Source organism: Marinococcus halotolerans DSM 16375, from assembly GCF_000420725.1.
GTDB lineage: Bacteria > Bacillota > Bacilli > Bacillales > Marinococcaceae > Marinococcus > Marinococcus halotolerans.
On the sequence record NZ_ATVM01000003.1, the window covers coordinates 31,862 to 57,926 of the forward strand.

Genomic DNA, 26,065 nt, shown 5'->3' on the forward strand with positions numbered 1-26,065 from the left:
TCCAATGCGTTCAAAAACATTCAAATTATAGCAGATTTCATGCCTTCATTAAATAACTTTGTGAGACGTTCCGATCGGGATTTGCTAGAATATTATCGAAGGGGGAAGCAGTAATGAAAGAAAATGTTAATATACCTATCTCCATGGAGTGGACTACACAGGAAATTATCGATGTGACCACCTTTTTTCAAGTGATTGAAACAGCGCACGATAAAGCTGTGCCCCGGGAGGACATTTTAGGATTGTATGGGAAATTTAAAGAAATTGTGCCGAGTAAAAGTGAGGAAAAGCAGATGTTTCGTCAATTTGATGAGGACGCTGAAGTAAACTGCTGGAAGACCGTGCAGGCGGCAAGAAAAGCAGAAGCAGGGGAAAAAATTAATATGGCCGGACGCTCGGGATAGAGCGTCCGGCATTTTTATACCGTCTGCAAAGACAGCTGATATAACGGAAGGAGTTCTTTGAATGTACTGTAAATGTAATCGTACGTTTCGTCGTCATTCCAGGAAGTGGCCGTTTCCGCGTCAAACTGACGTCCAATTAGAAGCTCCGCTTTTTTGACATCTCTTACACGTTCAAGAGTGTGAATGACCTTATCTTTGTTTTCATGAATAAAAAATGCGTCCGGCTTCGTATGGTCCGGGGAAATTTTATAGTCTTCCGGCAAAGAAGTGAGCTGAGAGAAGCGGTCCAGATACATTTTCCCGATATCCGCTTTGTCCGGCACCTCGTACATATGGGTCAACCAGGCGAATAAATGGTCATCAAAAAGCCCAACCTGAAAATGAGGATGTTTTTTGTAGCCTCTCTTATCCGGTGCAATACCGAACCAGGTGCTTTCTGGAGGATGAACAGATCGTCTGGCATGCTTTGCAATATGAATAAACAATTCTTCGCCAGTATCTGCTGCCAAATCTTCAGCCAGCGGTTCTGCCAGGTGGGAAAAAACTGGCTGGATGTCATTCCGGATTTGAGTCATGCGGTTTTCAAGACCTTCTGCCTGCATAATAGAAAAATCATTTTTAGTGAAATGCTGTCTGCTCATGTAATGACTGCTCCTTTTCCAATTGGTCTGTCACAAGCATACTGAAAATCCAGGTCTCCGGCAACCAATCAACTCCAGTGGAAAACGCAATTATTTAAAAATACTGAAAATTTTTGTGTGTTTTTCTTGCGTTTCCGGTAAAAAGGTTTTATAATTCCAATAATCCTTATAGAATAACGATTACTCAAACGTTGTCAGTATATCGTTAGATACACAGGAAGACAGTAGGGAGAGACTGTTACAGAATATAATTTCAGAACAATAGAGATAGTTCTGCATCTTGTATTTTCTGAACATTCTGAGAAGAATTGCCAGCGTCAGTTAACTTTCAGCTCGTGACATTATTATTCCATTTAAGGGGTGTGGGAAACTTGGAACAAGTAATTCAGGCGTTTAAACGTAGAGATGCAGAAGAACGAATCCCGGTACTGCGCTTAGAAATTGATTATGAACTGGTAACCCTTCATGACGCCATGGCAGAGGAAGATTTAACATCCATTCACGCCAGCAAATACCGCCTGGAGCAATTACGCCAGGAGTGGATTCGGCTGGAAGTGTAATATAAAGTAAGAAGATCCGGGCTGCTTTACAGCAGGCCGGGCTTTTTTATGCAGAAATTGGTGCATAATTTTTCCGTATTGAGGGAACAAGAACTCATATACATAAGGAAGAAGCGGAGAGGATTATAATGGAAGAGAATTGGTCAGAAATGCAGCAGAAGGCTGTACAATGGATACAGGAAGCCGGGGAGCTGCTTCGAGCTTCCCTGGAGGAAAGCTTAATTATAGAAACAAAATCAAATCCAAATGATTTAGTAACAGAAATGGATTTCAAAATTGAGCGGCTGTTAACGAAAAAGATTATGGAGGAATACCCTGGACACCGTATTTTAGGAGAAGAAGAAGCGGGAGCGGACATTACGGACACCGACGACATTATCTGGATTATAGATCCTATAGACGGCACAACGAATTTTGTTCATCAGCAGTTTAATTTTGCTGTCTCACTGGCTGTTTTTGAAAATGGCATCGGCAAGGTGGGCATTGTCTATGACGTGATGGCAGATGAGTGGTTTACCGCACTGGAAGGCAGAGGGGCGTATCGCAACGATGTCAGGCTCCCGGAGCTGGAGTCTGCAGAATTAAAGGAAGCAATTGTAGGTATTAACGCCAGATGGATTAAAAATGAAAAAATCCCTTATGCCAGGCAGATGCGTAACATTGTGGATGAATCAAGAAGTACCAGGGCCTATGGTTCGGCTGCCCTCGAGCTTTGTTACGTAGCATGCGGCCGGCTTGATTCCTATGTAAACCTGTGGCTTGCGCCGTGGGATTTTGCCGGGGCGGAAGTGTTGTTACGGGAAGTCGGGGCGGATATCTCGACGATCGATAACCAGCGGCCATCGATGCTTGAAAAAGGGCCATACCTGGCGGGACGGCCGGGTCTTCAGGAAAAAGTACGGGGGATGCTGAACAGCTGATCCCCCGTACTGATTTTTGACTACGCTGAAGAACTTGCTTTCAGCTTTCTGGCAAAATAAAAGGCTGAGCAAGTTACGGCGATGGATATAACGGCGATAATAATGGACGCTTCGGCTATGGCAATCCCGATAGAGGCGATGCCGAAAATAGCTAACGCTGCAAGCAGCAGGTATAACCACTGTACTTTTGTCATAGAGTCCCTTCTTCCTTTAAAATGGTACTACTATTATTTTATCGGCTTTGGAAAGAAAACTCAAATAAGTACAGTCGGCTTTGATTCAGGGCTGGTTTATGTTATATTGGAAAAAGTAGTGTCTGTGATGGTAACTTGCCAGTCGGCGTTCCTTTAGTGGAACCCGGCATATGTTATACTGACAATGTAAAATGTAAATGGTAGGAACTCAGATAAAAATGGCAATGAGAACCCTGGCTTTATGGAAGACGATATCGTCGAGCGCCAGGGTTTGTTATGATTGCAGCAAGAGAATAGGAGAGATTTATAGTGACAGTTTTACGCAAAGATATTCGCAATATCGCGATTATTGCCCACGTCGACCACGGGAAAACCACCCTTGTCGACCAGCTTCTTCGTCAATCAGGAACTTTTCGGGAAAATGAACAGGTAGACGAGCGGGCAATGGACACCAACGATATTGAAAAAGAACGTGGTATTACGATTCTGGCCAAAAATACAGCAGTGAAATACCATGACACTCGTATCAATATTCTTGATACCCCCGGTCACGCGGACTTTGGCGGGGAAGTAGAGCGCATCATGAAAATGGTGGACGGCGTACTTCTTGTGGTAGACGCCTACGAGGGCTGCATGCCTCAGACGCGTTTTGTTTTGAAAAAAGCACTGGAGCAGAACTTAACCCCAGTGGTAGTCGTAAACAAAATCGACCGGGACATGGCCCGCCCGTCAGAAGTTGTGGATGAAGTGCTGGACCTGTTTATCGAGCTTGGAGCGAACGAAGACCAGATCGATTTTCCAGTTGTTTATGCTTCCGCTATTAACGGAACAGCAAGCGAAGACCCTGAACAACAGGACGAGGATATGGACGTTATTTTCCGCATGATCTCAGACAACGTGCCGGTTCCTTTTGATAACAGCGACGAGCCGTTCCAGTTCCAGATAGCGATGCTTGATTATAATGACTACCTTGGCAGGATCGGCGTTGGTAGAGTGTTCCGTGGGACACTCCGGACAGGCGATCATGCCGCGCTGGTCAAGCTTGACGGCACGGTGAAAAAATTCCGGATTTCCAAAATGTTTGGTTTCTTCGGTCTGAAGAAAGAAGAAATCAGCGAAGCCAAGGCCGGAGATCTCGTAGCTATTTCCGGTGTCGAAGATATCATGGTTGGGGAAACAATATGTCCAGTTGACCATCAGGAAGCGCTTCCGGTGCTCCGTATTGATGAGCCGACGCTTCAGATGACTATTCTTGTGAATAACAGCCCGTTTGCCGGACGTGAAGGCTCTAAAATTACGAGTCGTAAAATTGAAGAACGGCTGCTGACGCAGCTTGAGACAGACGTCAGTCTCCGGGTCGATCCAACGGACAGCCCGGATGCGTGGTTGATTTCCGGACGCGGTGAGCTTCACCTTTCCATCTTAATTGAAAACTTGCGCCGTGAAGATTTTGAGCTCCAGGTATCCAAACCACAGGTAATCGTTAAAGAAGTGGACGGCGTTCTCTGCGAGCCGTATGAGCGTCTGCAGGTTGATGTGCCGGAGGACTATACCGGAGCGGTTATGGAGTCTCTCGGTGAACGTAAAGGCGAAATGGAAAATATGGTCAATAAAGGCGATGGCCAGGTCCGGATTGATTTTATGATCCCATCTCGCGGCTTGGTTGGATATACGAATGAATTCCTGTCCCAGACCAAAGGATACGGTATCCTGAATCATACGTTTGAAGAATACCGTCCGTATATTAAGGAACAGATTGGCGGCCGCCGTCAGGGAGTGCTCGTTTCCATGGAAAATGGAAAAGCGACTCCATACAGCATGATGCAGCTTGAAGACCGCGGTACGATGTTTGTTGAGCCCGGCACTGAAATTTATGAAGGTATGATTGTCGGCGAACACAGCCGCGAAAATGATCTGGCTGTAAACGTGACAAAAGCGAAGCAGCAGACAAACGTTCGTTCAGCTAACAAGGATCAGACCGTAACGATGAAGCGTCCCCGGATTCTGACACTTGAAGAAGCTCTCGAGTATTTAAACGCAGATGAGTACTGCGAAGTTACTCCGGATTCAATCCGGCTTAGAAAGAAAATTCTCCAAAAAGGCGAGCGCGAGCGCGAAGAAAAACGCCAGAGCGTATCCAAATAATAAAAAATGCCGGCTGCAGTTTTTACTGCAGCCGGCATTTTTTATTAACGAACATTTTGCCGGAAAGCCAGGGCTTTCCACTGTTACCAGTTGTTATTTTTTACCGGGTCCCGGTACAGATGGAAATGGCCGGTGGCTTTTCGTTCATTTGTCCGGTCTGAAATCCGGTCATGGCATTCGGGACACATATACGTGTGAATCGGCCGGTTCCGAATTTTTTTTGCTTCAGGATTCTCATCGTCCAATTTATGAATTTCATCGCAGATTACGCACTTTACCCGCATCATTTCTTTTCACCTCTGTTTTGTTCAACCAAAAGATATGCTTCAAGTATAACACGCCCGCTGCCCTGATAACAGAACGAGCGTCAGACGATTGATTCAGAAAAAATAAACACAGGAATCGGAAAAAGATTGGACAAATTTTCTGATCGAAATGGTACTATTATACATATAAGGGGGGATACATATGGCTAGTCGAGTGTTTGACGAACTACCCGAAGAAATCGTCCATTTATTAAAGCAGGAACAATATGTGACGGTTTCTACTATCGAACCGAAAAATTCCACCCCGGACGTTCACGCGGTGTCATGGGTGTACGCAGCTTCTCCGCGGATTCTCCGGTTTGCCGTTGATGCCCGGGCGTCTGCAGTGAAAAATCTGCGGGAGACCCCTGGTATGGCAATGACTGTCATCGGCGGAGGCACCACGTATTCGATTGCAGGCAGGGGAAAAATTTTAACAACCGAAGTAAATGGAATTTCATTTCCGCTTGCGATTATAGAAGTGGACGTTGCTAAAGTGAAGGACGTCATGTTTTACGGCTCCAGAATGCTCCGCGGTCCGGTGTTTGAGAAGACATATGACCCGGAGGCGGCAGAGGAATTAGACAATAAAGTACTCGAGGCAATGAAGAAAATAGACTGAATGTAAATATCCCGATAGAGACAAGATAGGGGGAAGCACCTGATATGAAAAAAATTTACGTTTTAGATACGAACGTACTGCTCCAAGATCCCCAGGCAATTTACCAGTTTGATGAACATCATGTCGTAATTCCCGCTGTAGTATTGGAAGAAATTGATTCAAAAAAACGGTTAATGGATGAGCTCGGCAGGAATGCGAGAGAAACGGCAAGAATTCTGGACCGCTTCCGTGGAAAAGGCAGGCTCCATGAAGGAGTACCTCTCGGATCAGGAGGCACGCTGCGTGTAGAGCTGAACCACCGTTCATATGAAAGTATGAAGGATACCTTTATCGAGGTGACCAATGATAATCGTATTCTGGCAGTGGCTCAAAATTTAAAGGACGAATACGAGCTGATGGGAGACTACCATGTCGTCATTATCAGCAAAGACGCTCTTGTGCGCGTGAAAGCAGATGCCCTCGGTATAACGGCCGAAGACTTTCTGAATGACCGCGTCACTCAGTACGACAATATTTACAAGGGCCACCAGACGCTGACGGTTGACCGGCCGCTGCTTGACGCTTTTTTCGAGGAGGGGTCCCTCGCTTCTGAGGAGGTTTCAGAAGAAGGCTTCTGTCCTCACGAATTCCTCATTTTAAGAGACGCCCTGAGCAGCTCTTCGGCTCTTGCAAAAGTCGATGAATCCGGAAAAAGAATTCGTAAGTTTACTTCCGATATCGACCACGTTTGGGGCATCCGTCCAAAAAATGTCGAACAGAAGATGGCACTTGAACTGCTGCTAAGAGAAGACATCCCGCTTGTGACGTTAACCGGCAGAGCAGGAACGGGAAAGACCCTCTTAACGCTCGCAGCCGGTTTGCTTCAGATTGAAGATATGGAGCGCTACCATAAGCTGCTGGTGGCAAGGCCTGTCGTTCCGCTTGGAAAAGATATAGGATATCTTCCGGGAGAAAAAGATGAAAAACTGCGGCCCTGGATGCAGCCTATCTACGATAATCTGGAGTATTTATTTAATGCTAAGAAGCCCGGAGAGCTTGATTCCATTCTCGCCGGGATGGGATCGATTCAGGTGGAAGCTTTAACTTATATCCGGGGCCGGAGCATTCCGGATCAGTATATTATTATTGACGAAGCTCAAAACCTGACAAAGCATGAAGTGAAAACGATACTGACGAGGGTGGGGGAAGGCAGTAAAATTGTTTTTCTCGGCGACCCGGCCCAGATCGATCATCCGTATCTTGATGAACTGAACAATGGCCTGGCCTACGTGGTTGAAATGTTCAAAAATCAGGGCATCAGTGGTCATGTTAAGCTGGAAAAAGGAGAACGCTCGGGCCTGGCTCAGCTTGCGGCAGATATACTATAAAAAAACGACGGCTGGAGTCCTTCCAGCTGTCGTTTCTGTTTACTTTACCCGGAATCCTGTCACGTGACGGATGGGATTGTCTTTATTGGAGCCGTCGCCGTAGTATATGTGGACCGGGCCGTCTTCTTTCAACGGACTGCCTTTATGAGAAAAGGCTACAATGAAATTTTTTGCTTCTTCAAGAGAAACGAGATGAGTTTGTGCTTCAGTTTCCACCACAACATGGCCGGCGTCATCCTTTGGCTCAGCATTTTCTAAAAATGGCTCGAATCTGATGCCAAATGAGCCATTTATGATCGCTTCTTTTTTGTTTCGGACCTTGTTGGTGCGGCCCCGCCCAGGGTCCGGGTCCGGTGCATTTGACCCTTCTTCGCGGTCTCTTGCAAACCTTCTGGCTGTATGATCAGCTTCTGTGGAAGGCTGCTCTTCAGCGGAGGGATCGGTATCAAAATACGTGTCGAGATCAATTTTACGGTCGTCAAAGATCCATGTAGTCGGATCGAGAGTGATAGGGAAATGCACATTTCCCTGGATCATTACAATGAAATTCATGAGGAACTCCTCCAATTTAATAGCTGCTGATAGGAACTGGTTTTTATGCTACCACAACCGGGTAATAGAGAAAAAGCAGAAGCTATTGCTGTCCCCGGAAATTGTAGCATATAGTCTGAAGAATCAAGATTTTATACGCAAACCATCTTGCTTTTTTTGAAATGAACAGATAAGATGAATAGAAGGAGTCAGCTTGTAGGAGGGATTGCCTTGAGCATGAGGGCAGCAACAGAACATAGTGAGAAAGCATATGCTTTGTTAAAAGCAGATGCTGAGAAAATTAGAAAACTTATTGAAGTACAGATGGACAACCTGACAATGCCTCAATGCCCGCTTTACGAAGAGGTGCTTGATACACAAATGTTTGGCCTTTCAAGAGAAATTGATTTTGCCATTCGTTTGAATCTCATCGACGAACATACCGGTAAACAAATTCTTTCTGAACTCGAACGGAAACTTGCTGCTTTTCATGAAGCAACAGTCGGTGGATGAGCCAAGCTATTCTAATTGAATAGCTTGGTTTTTTTACAAACGGGCTTATTTTTAATTGAAAGTTTTATGCAGGCGAAAAACAGGGTAAATAAACGTTACGCATGAGCATCACGTAATCAAAATAGGCACAAATTTTCAAAAAATGAGAATATTACTTTGACAGACGGACTGGTTCTTGCGTATGATAATTTATATTTAGAATTATCAGTTATTGAAGATAATTCTGATTGAACCTATCGGGATAAGATAGATACATCCTGTATTAGATAAGAGGAGGAGAAGGATGAACGGTCTAGAGAATATTAAAAAGGTATTAGTAGCAAACCGCGGTGAAATTGCTATACGCATATTTCGGGCGTGCACCGAATTACATATACGCACCGTGGCTATTTATTCCAATGAAGATGTAGGGGCGTTTCACCGTTATAAAGCAGACGAAGCATACTTAGTCGGGGAAGGGCAGAAGCCAATTGATGCTTATCTGGATATTGAAGATATTATCCGTACAGCAAAAGAAAATGGCGTCGATGCTATACACCCGGGCTACGGCTTTCTTTCTGAAAATATTGACTTTGCCAGACGGTGTGACGAAGAAGGAATTACCTTTATCGGGCCTGAAACCCGTCACCTCGAAATGTTCGGGGATAAAGTTAAAGCAAGAGAAACAGCTATCGCTGCCGATCTTCCGGTTATTCCAGGAAGCGACGGACCGGTAGACAGTGTGGAGGAAGTAAAAGACTTCACTGACAAGCACGGCTTTCCGATTATGATTAAAGCTTCCCTTGGCGGCGGCGGGCGCGGCATGCGTATTGTCCGCGACGCGGAATCGCTCGAGGATGCTTACGACCGGGCGAAATCCGAAGCGAAATCTGCTTTTGGCAACGACATTGTTTATGTTGAAAAATTCGTGGAAAATCCAAAGCATATTGAAGTGCAGGTGCTCGGTGATAAAGCAGGAAATGTTATACATTTATACGAGCGGGACTGCTCCATTCAGCGCCGTCACCAGAAGGTAGTGGAGGTAGCACCGAGTATTGCGCTCGACGAGTCGCTGCGTGAACGCATTTGCGATGCCGCTGTGAAGCTGGCCAGAAATATTGAATACGTTAATGCGGGAACAGTAGAGTTTCTTGTAAACGACAAGGGCGAGTTTTTCTTTATCGAAGTGAACCCGCGTGTTCAGGTGGAGCATACAATTACAGAAATGATCACCGGGGTGGACATCGTGCAGTCCCAGCTGAAAATTGCTGACGGCGGTACGCTGCACGACGCTTCCATAGATATTCCGGAGCAAAAGGATATTAAAACGTTCGGATATGCTATCCAGTCCCGTGTAACCACAGAGGATCCTGCGAATGATTTCATGCCGGATACAGGACGGATCATGGCTTACCGTTCAAGCGGCGGCTTCGGGGTAAGACTCGATGCCGGTAACGGTTTCCAGGGAGCGATCATCTCCCCGTACTACGATTCGCTGCTCGTAAAAGTATCCACGTGGGCACGCACATTTGAAGGGGCTTCTGAAAAAATGCTCCGAAACCTGCGGGAGTTCCGGATCCGCGGTATTCGTACAAACATTCCGTTCCTCGAAAATGTTGTCCAGCACGAAAAATTCATTACGGGCACCTACGACACCTCGTTTATTGATTCGAGTCCGGAGCTGTTTGTATTTCCAGTACGCCAGGACCGTGGTACAAAGATGCTCACATTTATCGGTGAGACGATTGTAAACGGGTACCCTGGGCTTGAAAATACACCAAAGCCGACGCTCAACAAGCCGGTGGTGCCAAAAATCGATAAGAAAAAGCCGATACCGAGAGGGACGAAGCAGATTCTCGACGAACAGGGGCCGGAGGGTCTCGCGAACTGGGTGAAGGATCAAAACGAAGTGCTTTTGACCGATACCACGTTCCGTGACGCCCATCAGTCGCTGCTTGCCACGAGGGTCCGCAGTGATGACCTGAAGCGTATTGCAGAGCCGACCTCGCGGATGCTCCCTAACCTGTTCTCCTCGGAGATGTGGGGCGGGGCCACCTTTGATGTGGCGATGCGCTTTCTGCATGAAGATCCGTGGACCCGGCTGCTTGAACTTCGTGAGCGTATGCCGAACACGCTTCTGCAGATGCTTTTCCGTTCGTCCAATGCTGTCGGATACAAAAACTATCCGGATAACCTGATCAAAGAATTTGTTCATAAATCAGCGTATGCCGGCATTGATGTTTTCCGTATCTTTGATTCTCTTAACTGGCTTAAAGGGATGACGCTTACGATTGATGAAGTGCGTCAGACAAACAAAATTGCTGAGGCAGCGATGTGTTATACAGGGGACATTCTCGATCCAAAACGCGACAAATATGACCTGAAATATTATAAAAATCTCGCAAAAGAGCTTGAAAACGCAGGCGCCCACATTCTGGGCATCAAAGATATGGCAGGGCTGTTAAAGCCGGAAGCAGCGTATCAGCTTGTCTCTGAGCTTAAAGATTCGATTTCGATTCCGGTTCACCTGCACACGCATGATACAAGCGGCAATGGTATTTTCACGTATGCCCGGGCCGTTGAAGCAGGAGTAGACATTGTCGACGTAGCTGAAAGCTCCATGGCGGGTCTCACTTCACAGCCAAGCGCAGACGGTCTGTACTATGCACTGGCCGGTAATAAGCGCCAGCCGAACGTTGATGTTGGTGCCCTGCAGGAGCTCAGTGACTTCTGGGATACGACGCGTGAATATTACCAGGGCTTTGAAAGCGGTATGCGTTCACCTGCGCCTGAAGTGTATGAGCATGAAATGCCGGGCGGTCAGTACAGCAATCTCCAGCAGCAGGCTAAAGCAGTAGGCCTCGGCGACCGCTGGCGCGAAGTGAAGAAAATGTACCGCCGCGTTAATGATATGTTTGGGGACGTTGTAAAAGTAACACCGTCGTCCAAAATCGTCGGGGATATGGCTCTGTATATGGTACAGAACGATCTGACAGAAGAGGATGTTTACGATAACGGCCAGAACCTCGACTTCCCGGACTCCGTGGTGGAATTCTTCCAGGGGTATTTAGGGCAGCCGCATCAGGGATTCCCGGAAAAACTTCAAAAAATTATTTTGAAGGACCGTACCCCGATTACGAACCGTCCGGGTGAAAACCTCGAACCGGTCGACTTCAAGGCTATTGAAGAAGAGCTCTTTAATACGCTTGACCGGCCAGTGACGAGCCATGATATGATTTCCTACGCGATGTATCCGAAGGTATACATGGAGTTTGAACAGTTCCGTCAAAGCTTCAGTGATGTATCTGTGCTTGATACACCGACGTTTTTCTACGGGCTCGAGCTCGGGGAAACAGTGGAAGTGGAGATCGAAAAAGGAAAGACACTGATCGTGAAGCTCATTTCCGTATCGGAGCCGGATGAAACCGGCCATAGAAATGTGTACTTTGAATTGAACGGGCAGTCCCGTGAAGTGGTTATTAAGGATAAAAATGCTAAGGTGGATGCCAATGTGCGTCCGAAAGTAGATAAATCAAATCCTAACCAAATCGGAGCAACGATGCCTGGAACCGTGCTGAAAACCTCTGTAAAAGAGGGAGATGAAGTAGCTAAAGGCGATCAGCTCATGATTACAGAAGCGATGAAAATGGAAACGACCGTACAGGCACCGTTTGATGGGAAAATCAAAGGCGTGTATGTAGGAAATAATGAACCGATCGAATCGGGAGATCTTCTTCTCGAATTTGAATAACAGGTAAAAAAGATCGGCCGGCGGGCCGGTCTTTTTTTATGGTAATACAAAAAGGAAAGTGAACTTTCCCGGCGCTTTAAAGAATACTTTTGGAAAGAAAAAATCTTTTGGGGAAAATGTTTTCTTCAGGAAAAAGCGTAAAATAAACGGAAAAAAGGTATAGAATTGAAGAGAACGAACCACGGTGTAAAAGGAGCGGAGTGTATGACGGAGGTAAGTGCTTTATGGATGCGAAGGGATTTGAGGTTAACAGATAACCGGGCGATGCATGAAATGCAGCGGTGGGCGGAAGCAGAAGAAGACAGGCAGTGGTTCTTAGTTTTTCATCTTGACCCGAACTTTTATGAATATTCTTGCCCTCATCATGATTATTTTTTTCAAAATCTAGAAAAATTTCGCAAAGAATGCGATGATCAACATATACAATTATATTTTCTGCACGGTTCGGCAGATGAAGCTTTCACCTACTTAAAAGAGAAAGTCCCGGCGCTTACGCATCTATTTTTTAATGAAGATGAGGCACCTCAAGCCGCCCGCCGGGACGAGCAGGTACTAAAAAACATGCAGCAGAGCCGGGTAGAAACACATGTTTATAAAGATGCTCATTTCCACCGCTCCGATGAAGTGAAGAAAAAAGACGGCGGGTTTTATTCCGTCTACACTCCCTATTATCGTGCCTGGCGCCAGCTTGAAAAGGAACAGCCGTATGAATGCAGGCTCGACCGCATAATCAGCCAGCAGGCCCGTTTGGAGCTTCCGCAAAAGGCTGCTTATCAAAAGCTGTCTTCGTATTTGAACAATAACGAAAAGACGTGGGACCGTACTGCAGAGAGGGACGGACGAAAACGGCTGGAAACGTTTGTGGAGGAAATCGCCCCGGAGTATCATGAAACGAACAATGCTCTTTCCAGTGATGGAACGAGCCGGCTTTCTGCGTATTTAAAGACCGGCAGGCTGTCAGTGCGTACGATTTATCAGGCTCTGTTAGAGCAGCTTGAAGAAGGGAACCCGGGGGCCGAGGCTTTTGTAAGTGAACTCGCCTGGAGAGATTATTATAATATGATTCACGCCACGCGTCCTGAGCTGAAAAATAAAGAGCTGAAAGAGGCGTACCGAAACCTGCCGTGGGAGTACGATAAAAAGAGGCTTCAGACATGGAAGGATGGCCGTACCGGCTATCCGATTGTGGATGCCTGTATGCGGCAGTTAAATGAGATTGGATGGATGCACAATCGTGGAAGAATGATCGCTGCTTCCTTTTTAACTAAGGATTATTTGATCGACTGGAGAGAAGGGGAAAAGTATTTTGCTGAAAGGCTGATCGATTACGATCCTTCTTCGAATGCGGGCGGATGGCAGTGGGCTGCGTCCACTGGTACAGATGCCGTGCCGTATTTCCGCGTCTTTTCTCCAGTGAGGCAGAGTGAACGTTTTGATCCGCAGGGCGACTATATTCGTGAATATGTGCCGGAGCTGCATAAAGTGCCGAAAAAATTTATTCACACTCCGTGGAAAATGAATGCACAGGAACAAGAGGAATATGGCTGCATCCTCGGCCGGGACTGCCCAAAGCCCGATGTAGACCACGCGGTACAGCGAAAGAAAGCAATTGAGATGTTTAAAGGAGAGTAAGCCATGGACATTCGCCGTATGAAAAAATCAGAAATCGACCAGAGTCTGGATCTGGCCCAATATGCTTTTCAAATTCATTTAACAGAAGAACAGCGCCGGGAAAGGAGACGCACTATCGTTCCCCAGGATAACTGGGTGGCGGTCGAACGGGGGAAGGTGCTTTCTAAGGTAGCTATTTTTCCAACGGTGGTTTACCTTGGGGATGTAAAAATGCCGATGGGAGGAATTTCCGGTGTGGCAACGTGGCCGGAAAAGCGCCGGGGCAGCCTGGTGCGTTCATTATTGAAAGAAGCGCTGGTGGATTTGAGGGACCGGGGAGTCCCCATCTCTATGCTCTACCCGTTTTCGACTTCCTTTTACCGAAAATTCGGCTGGGAGGTATTCTGTGATACGAAGCATTGGACGGTAACGAAAAGCGAGCTTCCGGAAACCGGAGAGCCTGAAAAGGGCAGCATCCGCCGAATCTATCAGCAGGACTGGCAGATTCTCGACTATATCTATCAGAAATGGGCGAAACAGTATGCTGGCATGATTGCACGTTCTGAGCAGTGGTGGAAAAACCGGACGCTCCAGCGGAAAAAAGGAAATGCGGCTGTTTACACCGATGCGAATGGCTTTGACAGCGGGTATGTGCTGTATGAGGTAAAGGAGCAGCAGCTGACCGTCCATGAATTTGTAGCCTGGCATGAAGATGCACGCAGGGAATTGTGGCGGTTTCTGGCAAATCATGATTCCATGATTGAAACCGCTAAAATTTCTCCGGTTATTGATGATCCCAGCCGTTATATGCTGCCGGAGCCGAAAATTGAAGAAACGAGAAAAAGCTACTTCATGGCCCGTATTGTCGATGTGTATCCATTTTTGCACCAGTACCCGTTGAATCTGCCGGTCGAGGAGTCTTTAGTGCTGCATGTGGAGGATGACTTCTGCGATTGGAACAATACGAGCTGGCAGCTGTATAAATCGAAAGAGGGCCGGACGGAAATCAAAGAGGTTCTCTCAAACCGTACTGGTATTGAACTGTCCATTAACACATTGACCGCTCTTGCTATGGGGTATATTACCGTACGGGAGGCTGAGCGCACGTCGCTTGTGAAAGGAAATAAGCAGCAGCTGGAGCTGCTTGATCGTGTTCTCCCGGGATTCACTCCATTTATGTATGACTTTTTCTGATACAAAAAAGCAGGCCTTTTAATGATGAAGGCCTGCTTCTTTTTGCTGGATGCTGTTGGAGGTGCCGGCAAGCTCTGCTGATGAAACGGCCGGCCGCCTCGTAATGATCACGAGCATATAAGTCATGATAGTGAAAATGATGCTGATCGTCAGCGCGTGAATAAGCACCGATGTTAAATGAGGGGCCCCGAAAATGAGTGCGATCCCTGCACCTGCCTGAACGAGTATCAAGACGAATGTCATCACACTCATAGCGGCGAGAGAAGTATAGGCCTTGAATCGTTTTAGCGTCCAGATCATCAGAACGGCAACGACAATCATGAGGGCGACAGCGGCGCCGCGGTGAATCCACCCGGCCATCTCCGATCCGCCGGAGTGCTTGACGTAGGCTCCAGTATAGATGACGGCATAGGAATAGACGATAGTAGCGATCAGGTAACTGCGGTAGCCTTTCGTTACTTTTGGCTGCAGCGACGGCTTCTCGTTATCCTCAAATGCCAGTATCGTGAGCATGATAACGGTGGCAAGCGAGATGGCACTGATGCCGAAATGAAGCGCGAGCACGAGACTCGAGTTGCCCCAGATGACAGCGCCGGCTCCCATTAATCCCTGAAAGATAATAAACAATACAGCCATCAGCGCCATGAATTTTGTCTCCCGCAGATGGGAAAGCTTCACAGACGACCAGATAGCAAGAATAATAACAAAAAGGCCCATCAGTCCCGACCAGAGCCGGTGGCTGTATTCAATAATAGTGGCGACGGCAGGGTTGGAAGGTACTACTTCCCCGAAACAAAGCGGCCATGTGGCACCGCAGCCTTCGCCGGACCCTGTGTTAGTCACCAGAGCTCCCTGCAGCAGTACAATGAGCATGCCAATGGAAGTAATGACACCGAATGTGCGTAATCCCCAGTGCAAAATAAGTCACTCCTTCAATATAAATGCAATTAAAAATTTCACGTTTTTCTTACATAATTAATCGTAGATTTCCAGCCTAAAAAAGTCAATTTTTAATCCTGGTCCGCCCATGAACAAATATTGAAATGTGAAAAATGTGTGAAAGCAGGAATGGTAAAGAAAAAACGTTCACTGGATTGTTAATTCATACTTCTGCAAAAAGCTGCATGATTTAGTATAATATAACCGCTACCAGAGAAGAGGAGGAATATACGTGTCGCAATTAAAGGCCGAAGAACACAAGCGCACTAATCGTGCGCATACGTGGATCGTGATTCTGCTCAGCGTGATTATTAACGGGCTTGTAACGATTTTGATTTTTGTAGAAGGCGGCGGACAGACATTTAACGGTTTCGATCTGACCATTCTGCCGATGATGAATGCAATATTTAACAGCTTCACGACCGTGTTTTTACTCGGGGCTCTATACTTTATTTTAAGAAAAAATATTAAGATGCACCGCCGGTTTATATACGGGGCATTCTCTACCACTGCTCTTTTTCTTGTCACGTATCTGGCGTACCACAGCCTTGCCTCGAGCACATCCTACGGCGGGGAAGGGGTCATGCAGTACGTGTATTATTTTATTCTGATCTCTCATATTATTTTGGCAGCATTGATTGTGCCGCTCTCAATCTATACTTTTTTAAAGGGCTTTACGTATCAGGTGCAGAAGCACCGTAAAATTGCACGATGGACGATGCCGCTATGGCTGTATGTAAGTATTACCGGCGTAGTGGTGTATTTTATGATTGCCCCTTATTACTAAGAAAAAGGAAAGCCGCCGCGGCTTTCCTTTTTTATACTCTGAAATTTAATTTGATGAGCCCTGCTTCCCTTGCAGAAGTAAAAGCAATAACTGCGAGCGGACCGACGATAAAGCCTACCACTCCAAGAAGGGTAAGCCCGAGATACAGGCTGATTAATGTGGCAAGAGGGGAAAGTCCGATATGGTGTCCCATTACTTTTGGTTCGACAGTACGGCGAATAATGAGCAGAACAACACCAAGCGCCAGCAGCTGTGTTCCAAGAACAAGGTCGCCGCTGATATACATATAGATAGACCACGGGGCAAGGATGGCGATCGAGCCGATAATGGGAATGAAATCCACAGCCCATATAATGAGACTCATCACAATCGCGACTTCCGGGGTGAAAATCATTAACCCGATAAACGTAACGGCCAGTATAATTAAGCTGACCAGAAACTGGGCTTTGAAAAAGCCGAGAATGACTTCAGCGAGCCGGCTGGTCATGAATTGAAATTTCTCAGTAGTTTCAGGCTTTAAAAAAGAATAGAATTTATCCGTCAGTCTTGGGAGGTCAATCATAAACAAATACAGAGCGATCAAATACACTAAAAACATAATTAAATAGCCGGGAATAGAAGCAATGACTGCCGTCGCCTGGTTCAGCAGATCGTCGTTTGCGATATTTTCCTGGAGGCCGGTGAGCATCTCAGCAATCCGGTTATTGATCTGATCAATAGTGTCCTGCGGAAGGTTCCACTGTTCGTAGCGATTGTTCAGCCCGGTTTGAATGTTTTCTACAGTTTCCACAAGATTGCTGATATATGTAGGTAGGTTTTTGGAAAAAGCCACCAACTGCGTGATCACCTGCGTAATCAACAAATAACCGAGTAGAATTAACAGTAAAAGAAAAGCCGAGAAAACGATCATGACTGAAAACGGCCGTTTGATCTTAAGAGAACGCATAGCGAGGCGCACAGCCGGAGAAAGAGCCAGGGCCGTCAGCCATGCAAGAATAATCGGGCCTGAAACAGGAAGAATAAAGTAAAGAGCGACAAGGGCAAGAACGATGCCGATAAATCGGAAAATATTTTTTTTTGTCAGCAGGGCGGTCACAGGGAAACTCCTTTCATCAAAATGAAGCAGTATGTACGTACTTTATCATTATAATGTATTTAGACAGATAGTAGTACTAAATTAATGGATGCTGAATCAGGAGCGGGAAGCCTGTTTTAAATAAAAGGTGCCGTCTGCTTTTGCGATGAGCCGGTTTTCTTCATCATAAACTGCGGCTTCAGCGTAAGAGATGCGGCGGCCGACGGTAACCGGGGACGCTTTACAGGTGAGCTGCCTGCCGGTGCCCGCGGAGATGAATTGTACGTGAATATCAATCGTTAAAATATCGCCGGGTACAGGAGACAGCTCCGAAAGAAGCACCCCCATGGAATTATCCATGATCGTCGTCAGGACGCCGCCGTGGACGATGCCGTGCGTATTATGCAGGCCGGAATGAACGGGAACCTGGGCGCAGAGCGTTTCTTCATCCTCCCAGTAGGTAGAAGTGTGCATTAAATGCTCCACGCCGCTTCTGGCCTCCGAAGTGTCCCAGTCGTAAAGCAGCTTGAGGTAATGCTTAGTCAGCTCTTTGGCTTCGGGGGAGCCATCAGCCATAATATTTTCAAGCATCTCCTGTTCTGTCAGCTGGGGTGAATGTTTTTCGGTCATGTTTGTCATCCTCTCCGTAGTACGCTTCTGTTTATATTGTAGCAATAAGACAAAAAGCGAACAAATATGACGATTCGTTCTTCATAGAATAAGGCAATCCGTGATAAGATGAAAGCGGAGGTGAATGTATGTCTGTAATAGAAGCATCGACGTCTGTAGATATCCTCGAGCAATCGGAACAGTTAGGACACATGGTTGTAGAGTCTGATATATATATTGAATACCGGGAAGCCAAAAAAGCGATGAAGGAAGATCCCGAAGCCCAGGAAAAAATTAATAATTTTTTAAGCTGGAAGGATCAGTACGAAGAAGTGCAGCGCTTCGGAGCATATCACCCGGACTATAAGACAACCGCTAAGCAGGTGAGAGTCGTAAAACGGGAAATGGATATGCATGAGACAGTCATCCGCTACCGTCAGGCAGAAAAAGCGCTTGATAATTTACTTACAGAAATATCCACGCTAATAGCAGAGTCTGTTTCATCTTCCATCAAAGTGCCGACGGGCAATCCGTTTTATGATAACCAGTCGTGCGGCTGTTCGACCGGGGGAAGCTGCGGCTGCTCCTGATAAACATAAAACCTCCTCTTTTAGGGTATATCTCCTTTAAAGAGGAGGTTTTTGCTATGTTTAAAGGTGTGTTTGAAGCCCAGACTGTAGTGGCTGCATCCAGAGAAGAAGTCTGGAATTACTTCCAGGACCCGGTGCAGCTTGAAGAAATGACGCAGTTTCCCGAAGTCGAGGTAGAATCTTCCGGCAAAACAGAAGCGGGGGCGGAGATCCGGCTGTACCTTTATTTTGGAATATGGAAAACGGTATGGGACTCGGTTATTACTTACATGGATGCGCCGAACGCGTTTCAGGATGAAGGAAAAAAACTGCCTTTTCCATTTACGGGATGGAAGCATACTCATACTTTCCAGGAGCTCGGGCCGCTCACGGGAGTTCATGATTATATCGAATTTGAGTCGGTGGTGCCGGCCTGGATGGTGAAGTGCTTTTTAAGCGGGATGTTTAAAAGCCGCAAAGCCTTTGTCATAAAACAATTCAATAAGAAAAATAAAGGAAGTTCCGCTTTTTAATCGAAAAGCGGAACTTCCTTTAGTCAGATTGAAATTCGCGGTGGACCATGACTAGAATAGCGCGCCGTGTAATGAGGCCGACGAAAGCACCTTCATCATCTTCAATACACACAAATGGATGGTTAATGGAGAGCGTCAATGCCTTTCCAAAGTTATCATCCACGTTCATTTTTGGAACTTTCTCCGACATGACCGATTCCACGGTATGCTCGTGAAGCTTGTCCATTTCGATTCGCTCTGTGCCAAGAATCGTATCAAGTACCTGGGCTTTGCTGATCTGGCCCTGTACGCGGTAATGCGTATCTAACACCGGGACCGCAGTGTAGCCGGATTTAATTAATATCAAAAGCGCATGATCGAGGGGATTGGCTGCCTGCACATGGGCTACTTTTTCGTGGCCGATAATCAGTTCAGCTATTTCCTGATTCATAATATTTGTGTTTTTTAACTCATGAAGCACTGTCATCACATACTTTCATTGATTTCTCCTAGAGCAAAAGAACGATAACTACAACAGAGAGATATAAAGACATGTTGAATAATAAAAGGATTTCAAGTTTTCGTCAAGTTCCAAAAAACGTAATTAACGGTGATCTGGGCGATTTTAGGCAGACCAAAGACAGCTGTTGATTCAAATCGACTCAACAGCTGTCTTTTGGAAGAAAATGGGGTCAGCCTTTTCGCATATTGAAGGCTGCGTTCAGCTGGCCACGCAGCATTCTCTCCCGCAGCTCTTTGTTTTTCATTTTCTTTTGTTCCATGCGGCGGATTTCAAACGTCTGCATGCCGTCTTCCATTTTTTCTGCAATATCGAGGAGCCGCTCTACGTCCAGAAAAGAATATTTCCTGGTGCCGCCGGAGGTGCGGTCAGGGTAAATCAGTTTACGCTCTTCATAGTAACGAATTTTTCTTTCGGAAAGTCCGGTTAATTCGCTCATAACTCCAATCGTAATTACTTTTTTATCTTTGTATGACGACATAGTTTGCTCCCCTTTTCATCTCTTTTGTAAGCTAATATACCATAATAACTTTTTGATGTATGGTTATTTGTTAGATTACCTTACATAAACGAGAGTGAATTTATAAAATTAATGCTTGAACCCTTGAGAAGAAGGGAAAGAATAAACAAGTGACTATAGCTTATCAATTGAAAGTAATTGCCATAGATTACGAGGATACATCGGACCACGGGTTCTTTTACATAAGAATCGGGTCAAACGGGCTTTAACCACTTATATTACTGATTGTTGACAAATAAAACATGTGATAATCTATTAATTGTGAAATTTTTGAACAATTCACCTCTTAATAACCATGCAGGCAATATACACGAATGATATTCATACAAAGACTGGAAATAATGACAGGAGTGACTGGAAAATGAAAGTAGCTAAATTTGGCGGAAGTTCTCTGGCAAGTGCGGAGCAGATTAAAAAAGTGGCAGACATTGTAGCGACAGATGAAGACCGCAGGGTGGTAGTAGTCTCTGCCCCGGGCAAACGAAACAGTGAAGATACAAAAGTGACAGATCTGTTAATCTCCCTTGCAGAAGCCTGCCTGGAGAATTCCGGGGTGGAAGAGGCCAAAAACAGAGTGCTGGAACGTTTCCGGAGTATTACAGCCGAACTGAATTTATCAGACGACATTATTGCGACCATTGAAAGCGATATTGAAGCCCGGATTCAGTTCACCAAAAGTAACGAAGGACGTTTTGTTGATCAAATGAAAGCCGGCGGTGAAGATAATAACGCGAAGGTAGTGGCAAGGTATCTTCAAAGTATCGGCACCGTTGCCGAGTATGTTAACCCCAATGATGCCGGTCTGTTTGTAAGCGACACTCCTGGGAATGCCCAGGTGCTAAACGAGTCCTATGACCACATTTACAAGCTGCGCGAGCGCGACGGAGTGGTAGTATTCCCGGGCTTCTTCGGCTATTCAAAAGAAGGCGACCTCGTTACCTTCTCCAGGGGAGGTTCAGATATTACCGGCTCTATTCTGGCTGCTGGAGTACAGGCTGACCTTTATGAAAACTTCACAGATGTGGACTCGGTATTTGCGGCCAACCCGACGGTGGTGGACAGCCCGTGTGCGATTAAGCGGATGACTTATCGTGAGATGCGGGAGCTTTCCTACGCTGGATTTGCTGTTTTCCACGATGAAGCACTCATACCGGCTTTTCGCAAAAAGATTCCAGTATGTGTGAAAAATACGAATAATCCGCAGGGAAGCGGCACGATGATCATTTCTGAACGGGAATATTCATTGAACCCAATTATCGGTATTGCGGCAGATAAAGGTTTTGAAACTATCTATGTGCGCAAATACTTAATGAACCGGGAAGTAGGTTTTGGCCGCCGTCTGCTTGCGATTATTGAAGACGAAGGGGTTTCGTACGAGCATATGCCATCAGGAATCGATGACACTTCCATCATTATCGAGGAAGGGCAGATGTCCAAGGAAAAAGAAGAGCGTATCATCGAACGGATAATGAACGAGCTTGATGCAGATGATGCCTACATTGAAAAAGGCTACGCGATGATTATGCTCGTAGGCGAAGGCATGCATGAAACAGTGGGTGTAGCTGCCCGCGCGACTCGTGCTTTCTCTGAAAAAGGCATCAATATTGAAATGATCAACCAGGGCTCATCTGAGGTGTCGCTCAGTTTCGGGATTGCTGAAGAACACGTGGATGAAGCCATCCGTGGTTTATATGAAGAATTTTTCAGCACAAAAGAAGTGCTGCAGTAAAGATAAAGAGGGCGGCCCCGGGGCTGCCCTCTTTTGTACATAAAAAAGCTAATCCTTTTGTTTGTCTTTTAGAAGCTGTTTAATATCGCTCAGCTCGCTCTCCATATGATCAAGCTGCTTCTGCAGCTTATCTTCGCTTTCTTCTGCTTCTGCTTTTTCAACGTTACTGACAATGACACCGACAAACAGGTTGAACACCACAAACGTTCCGACGAGCACAAAGGAGACAAAATAAATCCAGCTTAATGGATTGGTTTCTGCGATCGGCCGCATGACGGCGCTTGCCCACGACTCGAGGGTTACGACCTGAAACAGCGTCAGTAGGGACTGGAAGATGTCCCCGAAATATTCAGGGGCCGTGTCGCGGTAAAGCATGGTGCCGATTACTGCATACACGTAAAAAATAATGCTCATCAGAATCATAATGTTTCCTAGCGAAGGGATGGTGCGGAGCAGGGCATCCACGAGCCGCCGCAGAGAAGGAACAACGGTAATAGCCCGGAGAACCCGGAGAACCCTGAGGATCCGCAGCACGGTAATAAAAGCTGAGCCGGCGAAGATGTGCCCGGCTGCTACAATGAAGAAATCAAACCAGTTCCAGGGAGACTTAAAAAAATGATAGAAGGGGAAAACACCTAAAAACCGGATGATAACCTCGATGGTAAACAGCCAGAGAAGTATGTAATTTAACACAGAAAACGTATTTTCATAGCGGCTGTACAAGGCTTCAGAGGTTTCAAGTCCTACGAGCAGGGCGTTAAATAAAATCAGTGTCGTTACCACAGCAGTGAAGGCAGGTTGATCCAAAATGACAGCTAAACGCTGCCGAAAACGGGTAAAGGTAGATATCTCGCTCATAGGTGTACTCCTTTAAAAAGATGTGAACCGTTTTGATTGTACAAAAAATAACAGGTAAAGAAAAGAAATAGCTTTGTAAGGAGGAATTATATGAAACCGGATGTGATGATTATCGGTGCCGGCCTCGCCGGCTGGAGTGCGAATCGGGAGCTTGAAAAGCACGGTCTGCGCACTACGGTCGTAGAAAAAAGCAGAGGGCTTGGCGGCAGAATGGCTACAAGAAGATTGAACGACGGGCGTGCAGACCACGGGGCCCAGTTTTTCACTGCCAGGAGTCAATCGATGAAAGAGACAGTAAAAGAATGGGAAGCGGCGGGATACATACGCAATTGGAGCAATGGGTTTATTCAGCTCGAAAAGCTTGAGCAAAAGCAGCATTTTCAGGGAGACGGCCACCCGAGATACGTTGGGCGTACCGGTATGGCCCCGCTGATGAAGAATTTATGGAAGGGAAAAACGATAGAAAAAGAAACAAAAATTACGACAGTTGTGCCCGGAGAAGAAGGCTGGCTGCTTCATGCAGATACTAATCAAATGGAAGCGCGTGCGGTACTTTTAACTTCCCCGGTGCCACAGTCTCTCGAAATGCTGCAGGAGGTTCCCGGGGAGCGCAGGTGGGAAAAGGATCTTTCCTCCGTCCGCTACGACCCGTGCTTATCTGTAATGATCGAATATGAAGGAGAAAGTCCTCTCGTGGAGCCAGGAGGCATCCAGACCAAAGATCCGAGAATTCAGTTTGTCGGTTGTAATTATCAGAAAGGCATTTCCGATTCCTGCGTTCTTACCGTACACGCAGAAGGTGAATGGTCAAGGGAGCACTGGGACGACAGCGGTGAAATTTTTACCGAAGAACTGTGCCGGATTGCCGGGCCGCTCTTTGACCACAAAAAAATAATAAAGCTTCACCCAAAGCGCTGGCGCTACGCGAAGCCGGTACATATGTACCCGGACCGCTCGCGAAGCTATGACTCGCCGTACCCTCTTGCATTTGCAGGGGATGCGTTTGGAGAAGGAAAAGTAGAAGGTGCCATTTTGAGCGGAAAAGATGCGGCAGGTAAAATTATTTCACTGCTTCAATAAAAAAGCAGGAGCCGGGAGCCGGTTCCTGCTTTTTTGTTACTAATCACCAATGGAGCCGGAGCGCTTCGAAGCTTCTTTCATGGCTTCTAAAAAATGCTTCTGGACTCTGTGTTTTTCAAGATGGGTGAAAGCTGCTTCAGTTACTCCATTTGGACTTAATACTTCCTGATACAATTCATGCGGCTTTTTATCAGAATCAAGGTAGCGAAAAGCCGCGCCTTCCATAGTGTGAGCGATAATATTTTTTGCTTCCTCCGGCTTAAAACCGGCTTCAGCCGCCATTTCCTCCATCGCTTCCAGGAAATAATAAAAATAGGCAGGGCCGCTTCCGGCAATCGCGGTGAAACCGTCGATGTCCTGCTCGGAAATCGTGTGCACGCTCCCGACCACCTGGAACAGTGATTCCGCGAGATCAAGGTCCTCATCAGTGGCATAGGTGCCTGCACATATAGCCGTTGTCGAGGCACCGACGTGGGCGGAAGTGTTTGGCATCGAACGCACCACCGGCACCTCCTGTTCGACGAAGGATTCAAGATCGCTTAAAGAAATACCGGCGAGGACGCTGATTAAGAGCTTATCTTTAGTCAGTTCGCCGGCAAATGACCGGACAACTGCTTCGGCGTCTTTTGGTTTGACGGCGAGAACAACAATGTCAGCTGCCTTAACAGCTTCTTTGTTATCGGTTTTTACGTGGATACCGTACTGCTCCTTCAGGCGTTCTTGCTTATCCGCAGACGATTTTACCGTCCCGAGAATGTTTGCCGGTTTGACCAGCTCGTGGCGCAGCAGTCCTGAAAATATAGCTTCTGCCATCGAGCCGGAACCGATAAATGCAATGGTTTTCTGCTGTAGGTTTGTTTTTGTCATCATTTGATCTGCCCATCTCCGTGAATTAAATATTTGTAGGAAGTGATCGCTTTTAATCCCATTGGCCCGCGGGCATGCAGCTTCTGGGTGCTCACTCCGATTTCTGCACCAAAGCCGAATTCGAATCCATCGGTAAAGCGGGTAGAGGCATTGTGATAAAGGGCCGCTGCATCGATTTGCTGGAAAAACTTCCGTTTATTTTCCGCAGATTCTGTAACAATGGCCTCAGAGTGATACGTGGTGAACGTATTGATATGCTCGATAGCTTCTTCTGTGTCCTGTACAGTTTTCATCGAAACAATCATATCCAGGTATTCGGTATTCCAATCCTCGTCGGCTGCAGGCTCGACATCGCTATGCAGCTTTTGCACCGGAGCGTCCCCGCGGATAGTAACTCCGTGGGCAAGCAGGGCATGCACCAGGGATTCGCCGTGGTCCTCAAGCCAGGAATGATGCACAAGGATGGTTTCAGCTGCATTGCAGACAGAAGGGCGCTGTGTTTTGGCATTGACGGCAATCTGCACCGCTTTATCAGCCACAGCAGTTTCGTCAATAAAAATGTGGCAGTTGCCGACACCGGTTTCAAGCACAGGAACGGTGGACTGATTCACTACGGTTTTAATTAAATTGGCGCCGCCGCGTGGTATTAATACATCCAGGAAATCATTCATCTGAAACATTGTCGTGGCAGCTTCCCTTGAAGTATCGGATGCGAGCTGCACCGCTTCTTTCGGAAGGGAAGTTTTTTCCAAAGCTTCCCATATGGCGTCCATGACTGCCTGATTCGATTGAAAAGCGGAAGAACTGCCGCGTAAAAGCACGCCGTTGCCGGTTTTTAAAGCAAGAGCAGCCGCGTCAGCTGTCACATTCGGCCGTGCTTCGTAAATCATGCCGATCACACCGAGCGGAACCCGGACGCTTTCCATTTTCAGGCCGTTCGGACGGGTCCAGGACTCGATCGTCTCGCCGATAGGATCTTCAAGAGACGCGATCTGCCGGCAGCCGTCAGCCATGCCTGCGATACGCCCGGAGTCAAGCGTTAGGCGGTCAAGAAGAGCAGAGGATAATCCATTTTTCCTGCCTGCTTCAAGATCTTTGGCGTTTGCTTCAAGAATAAAAGCTTCCCGCGTTTCAAGTTCGTCGGCGATGAGCGAAAGCGCCTTGTTTTTTTCTTCGGTGGAAGCGGCAGCGACACGTTTAGCCGCTTTTTTCGCTGCTTCTCCCTGCAGCCGCATCTGGGTGCTGATTTGTGTTTGTTCCATG

The 26,065-nt window shown here is 46.6% G+C and carries 27 protein-coding genes; 15 read left to right on the plus strand and 12 right to left on the minus strand.

Features of this window, described 5'->3' with window-relative positions; all coding sequences use genetic code 11:
* The first annotated feature begins 113 nt into the window (after positions 1-113).
* A complete protein-coding gene (locus tag G548_RS0102925; protein ID WP_022792647.1) occupies positions 114-404 on the plus strand; it encodes a UPF0223 family protein in 291 nt (96 codons plus the stop codon).
* 14 nt (positions 405-418) lie between these two features.
* Here the strand turns inward: G548_RS0102925 and G548_RS0102930 are convergent, their stop codons facing one another.
* On the minus strand, positions 419-1,045 hold the full coding sequence (locus tag G548_RS0102930) for a DUF1054 domain-containing protein (protein WP_022792648.1): 627 nt from the start codon (positions 1,043-1,045) through the stop codon (positions 419-421).
* 371 nt (positions 1,046-1,416) lie between these two features.
* On the opposite strand from G548_RS0102930, the gene G548_RS0102935 reads away from it, so the two are divergent.
* Together G548_RS0102935 and G548_RS0102940 are read left to right on the plus strand one after the other, a co-directional pair.
* Positions 1,417-1,605, plus strand: coding sequence for a hypothetical protein (locus G548_RS0102935; protein ID WP_022792649.1), 189 nt, complete (start codon positions 1,417-1,419; stop codon positions 1,603-1,605).
* 128 nt (positions 1,606-1,733) lie between these two features.
* Entirely contained in the window at positions 1,734-2,525 is a 792-nt protein-coding gene (locus G548_RS0102940; protein WP_022792650.1) for an inositol monophosphatase family protein, read from the plus strand.
* A 20-nt stretch (positions 2,526-2,545) separates the two neighbouring features.
* On the opposite strand, the gene G548_RS19440 is transcribed toward G548_RS0102940, so the two are convergent.
* Positions 2,546-2,719 carry a DUF5325 family protein gene (locus tag G548_RS19440; protein ID WP_022792651.1) on the minus strand — a complete coding sequence of 58 codons (174 nt, stop codon included), beginning with the start codon at positions 2,717-2,719 and terminating at the stop codon, positions 2,546-2,548.
* Positions 2,720-3,028: 309 nt separating this feature from the next.
* On the opposite strand from G548_RS19440, the gene typA reads away from it, so the two are divergent.
* Complete coding sequence (gene typA, locus G548_RS0102950) at positions 3,029-4,864, plus strand: translational GTPase TypA (RefSeq protein ID WP_022792652.1); 1,836 nt, start codon at positions 3,029-3,031, stop codon at positions 4,862-4,864.
* 83 nt (positions 4,865-4,947) lie between these two features.
* On the opposite strand, the gene G548_RS0102955 is transcribed toward typA, so the two are convergent.
* Complete coding sequence (locus G548_RS0102955; protein ID WP_027847163.1) at positions 4,948-5,148, minus strand: YlaI family protein; 201 nt, start codon at positions 5,146-5,148, stop codon at positions 4,948-4,950.
* Positions 5,149-5,332: 184 nt separating this feature from the next.
* Here G548_RS0102955 and G548_RS0102960 point away from each other — a divergent pair, with 184 nt between their 5' ends.
* Positions 5,333-5,791: a pyridoxamine 5'-phosphate oxidase family protein gene (locus tag G548_RS0102960; RefSeq protein ID WP_022792654.1), complete on the plus strand. Its 459-nt coding sequence runs from the start codon at positions 5,333-5,335 to the stop codon at positions 5,789-5,791.
* Between the two features lie 44 nt (positions 5,792-5,835).
* The gene (locus G548_RS0102965; protein WP_022792655.1) at positions 5,836-7,158 is read left to right on the plus strand and encodes a PhoH family protein; all 1,323 of its coding nucleotides are present in this window, start codon (positions 5,836-5,838) and stop codon (positions 7,156-7,158) included.
* Positions 7,159-7,197: 39 nt separating this feature from the next.
* Here the strand turns inward: G548_RS0102965 and G548_RS0102970 are convergent, their stop codons facing one another.
* Positions 7,198-7,710: a molybdopterin-binding protein gene (locus tag G548_RS0102970; RefSeq protein ID WP_022792656.1), complete on the minus strand. Its 513-nt coding sequence runs from the start codon at positions 7,708-7,710 to the stop codon at positions 7,198-7,200.
* 216 nt (positions 7,711-7,926) lie between these two features.
* On the opposite strand from G548_RS0102970, the gene G548_RS0102975 reads away from it, so the two are divergent.
* From G548_RS0102975 to G548_RS0102990, 4 genes are all read left to right on the plus strand, one after another.
* Positions 7,927-8,202, plus strand: coding sequence for an Fpa/YlaN family protein (locus tag G548_RS0102975; protein ID WP_094907905.1), 276 nt, complete (start codon positions 7,927-7,929; stop codon positions 8,200-8,202).
* A 283-nt stretch (positions 8,203-8,485) separates the two neighbouring features.
* A complete protein-coding gene (gene pyc / locus G548_RS0102980; RefSeq protein ID WP_022792658.1) occupies positions 8,486-11,932 on the plus strand; it encodes a pyruvate carboxylase in 3,447 nt (1,148 codons plus the stop codon).
* A 204-nt stretch (positions 11,933-12,136) separates the two neighbouring features.
* Complete coding sequence (locus G548_RS0102985) at positions 12,137-13,564, plus strand: cryptochrome/photolyase family protein (protein WP_022792659.1); 1,428 nt, start codon at positions 12,137-12,139, stop codon at positions 13,562-13,564.
* Positions 13,565-13,567: 3 nt separating this feature from the next.
* Entirely contained in the window at positions 13,568-14,737 is a 1,170-nt protein-coding gene (locus G548_RS0102990) for a GNAT family N-acetyltransferase (protein ID WP_022792660.1), read from the plus strand.
* Between the two features lie 18 nt (positions 14,738-14,755).
* Here the strand turns inward: G548_RS0102990 and G548_RS17190 are convergent, their stop codons facing one another.
* Complete coding sequence (locus tag G548_RS17190) at positions 14,756-15,655, minus strand: COX15/CtaA family protein (RefSeq protein ID WP_022792661.1); 900 nt, start codon at positions 15,653-15,655, stop codon at positions 14,756-14,758.
* A gap of 253 nt (positions 15,656-15,908) precedes the next feature.
* Between G548_RS17190 and G548_RS0103000 the strand changes: the two genes are divergently transcribed.
* Complete coding sequence (locus G548_RS0103000; protein ID WP_022792662.1) at positions 15,909-16,463, plus strand: DUF420 domain-containing protein; 555 nt, start codon at positions 15,909-15,911, stop codon at positions 16,461-16,463.
* Positions 16,464-16,494: 31 nt separating this feature from the next.
* Here the strand turns inward: G548_RS0103000 and ytvI are convergent, their stop codons facing one another.
* Positions 16,495-17,559 (minus strand): sporulation integral membrane protein YtvI, encoded by a 1,065-nt coding sequence (gene ytvI, locus G548_RS0103005; protein ID WP_022792663.1) that lies wholly within the window; start codon positions 17,557-17,559, stop codon positions 16,495-16,497.
* A gap of 96 nt (positions 17,560-17,655) precedes the next feature.
* Positions 17,656-18,168, minus strand: a complete 513-nt coding sequence (locus G548_RS18685; RefSeq protein WP_022792664.1) for a PaaI family thioesterase — start codon at positions 18,166-18,168, stop codon at positions 17,656-17,658.
* A gap of 128 nt (positions 18,169-18,296) precedes the next feature.
* Here G548_RS18685 and G548_RS0103015 point away from each other — a divergent pair, with 128 nt between their 5' ends.
* Together G548_RS0103015 and G548_RS0103020 are read left to right on the plus strand one after the other, a co-directional pair.
* Positions 18,297-18,737, plus strand: coding sequence for a YlbF/YmcA family competence regulator (locus G548_RS0103015; RefSeq protein ID WP_022792665.1), 441 nt, complete (start codon positions 18,297-18,299; stop codon positions 18,735-18,737).
* Between the two features lie 56 nt (positions 18,738-18,793).
* Entirely contained in the window at positions 18,794-19,249 is a 456-nt protein-coding gene (locus G548_RS0103020) for an SRPBCC family protein (RefSeq protein ID WP_022792666.1), read from the plus strand.
* Positions 19,250-19,268: 19 nt separating this feature from the next.
* On the opposite strand, the gene cbpB is transcribed toward G548_RS0103020, so the two are convergent.
* Together cbpB and G548_RS0103030 are read right to left on the minus strand one after the other, a co-directional pair.
* Complete coding sequence (gene cbpB, locus G548_RS0103025) at positions 19,269-19,715, minus strand: cyclic-di-AMP-binding protein CbpB (RefSeq protein WP_022792667.1); 447 nt, start codon at positions 19,713-19,715, stop codon at positions 19,269-19,271.
* Between the two features lie 205 nt (positions 19,716-19,920).
* The gene (locus tag G548_RS0103030; RefSeq protein ID WP_022792668.1) at positions 19,921-20,229 is read right to left on the minus strand and encodes a MerR family transcriptional regulator; all 309 of its coding nucleotides are present in this window, start codon (positions 20,227-20,229) and stop codon (positions 19,921-19,923) included.
* 400 nt (positions 20,230-20,629) lie between these two features.
* Here G548_RS0103030 and G548_RS0103035 point away from each other — a divergent pair, with 400 nt between their 5' ends.
* A complete protein-coding gene (locus G548_RS0103035) occupies positions 20,630-21,997 on the plus strand; it encodes an aspartate kinase (RefSeq protein ID WP_022792669.1) in 1,368 nt (455 codons plus the stop codon).
* A gap of 48 nt (positions 21,998-22,045) precedes the next feature.
* Here G548_RS0103035 and G548_RS0103040 read toward each other — a convergent pair whose 3' ends face one another.
* The gene (locus G548_RS0103040; protein WP_022792670.1) at positions 22,046-22,855 is read right to left on the minus strand and encodes an ion transporter; all 810 of its coding nucleotides are present in this window, start codon (positions 22,853-22,855) and stop codon (positions 22,046-22,048) included.
* A gap of 90 nt (positions 22,856-22,945) precedes the next feature.
* Between G548_RS0103040 and G548_RS0103045 the strand changes: the two genes are divergently transcribed.
* Positions 22,946-23,935, plus strand: coding sequence for an NAD(P)/FAD-dependent oxidoreductase (locus G548_RS0103045; RefSeq protein WP_022792671.1), 990 nt, complete (start codon positions 22,946-22,948; stop codon positions 23,933-23,935).
* Positions 23,936-23,974: 39 nt separating this feature from the next.
* Here the strand turns inward: G548_RS0103045 and proC are convergent, their stop codons facing one another.
* Together proC and G548_RS0103055 are read right to left on the minus strand one after the other, a co-directional pair.
* Positions 23,975-24,805, minus strand: a complete 831-nt coding sequence (proC, locus tag G548_RS0103050; RefSeq protein WP_022792672.1) for a pyrroline-5-carboxylate reductase — start codon at positions 24,803-24,805, stop codon at positions 23,975-23,977.
* Positions 24,802-26,064, minus strand: coding sequence for a glutamate-5-semialdehyde dehydrogenase (locus tag G548_RS0103055; RefSeq protein WP_022792673.1), 1,263 nt, complete (start codon positions 26,062-26,064; stop codon positions 24,802-24,804). The genes proC and G548_RS0103055 overlap by 4 nt, the downstream gene beginning before the upstream one ends.
* Position 26,065: the final 1 nt, after the last annotated feature.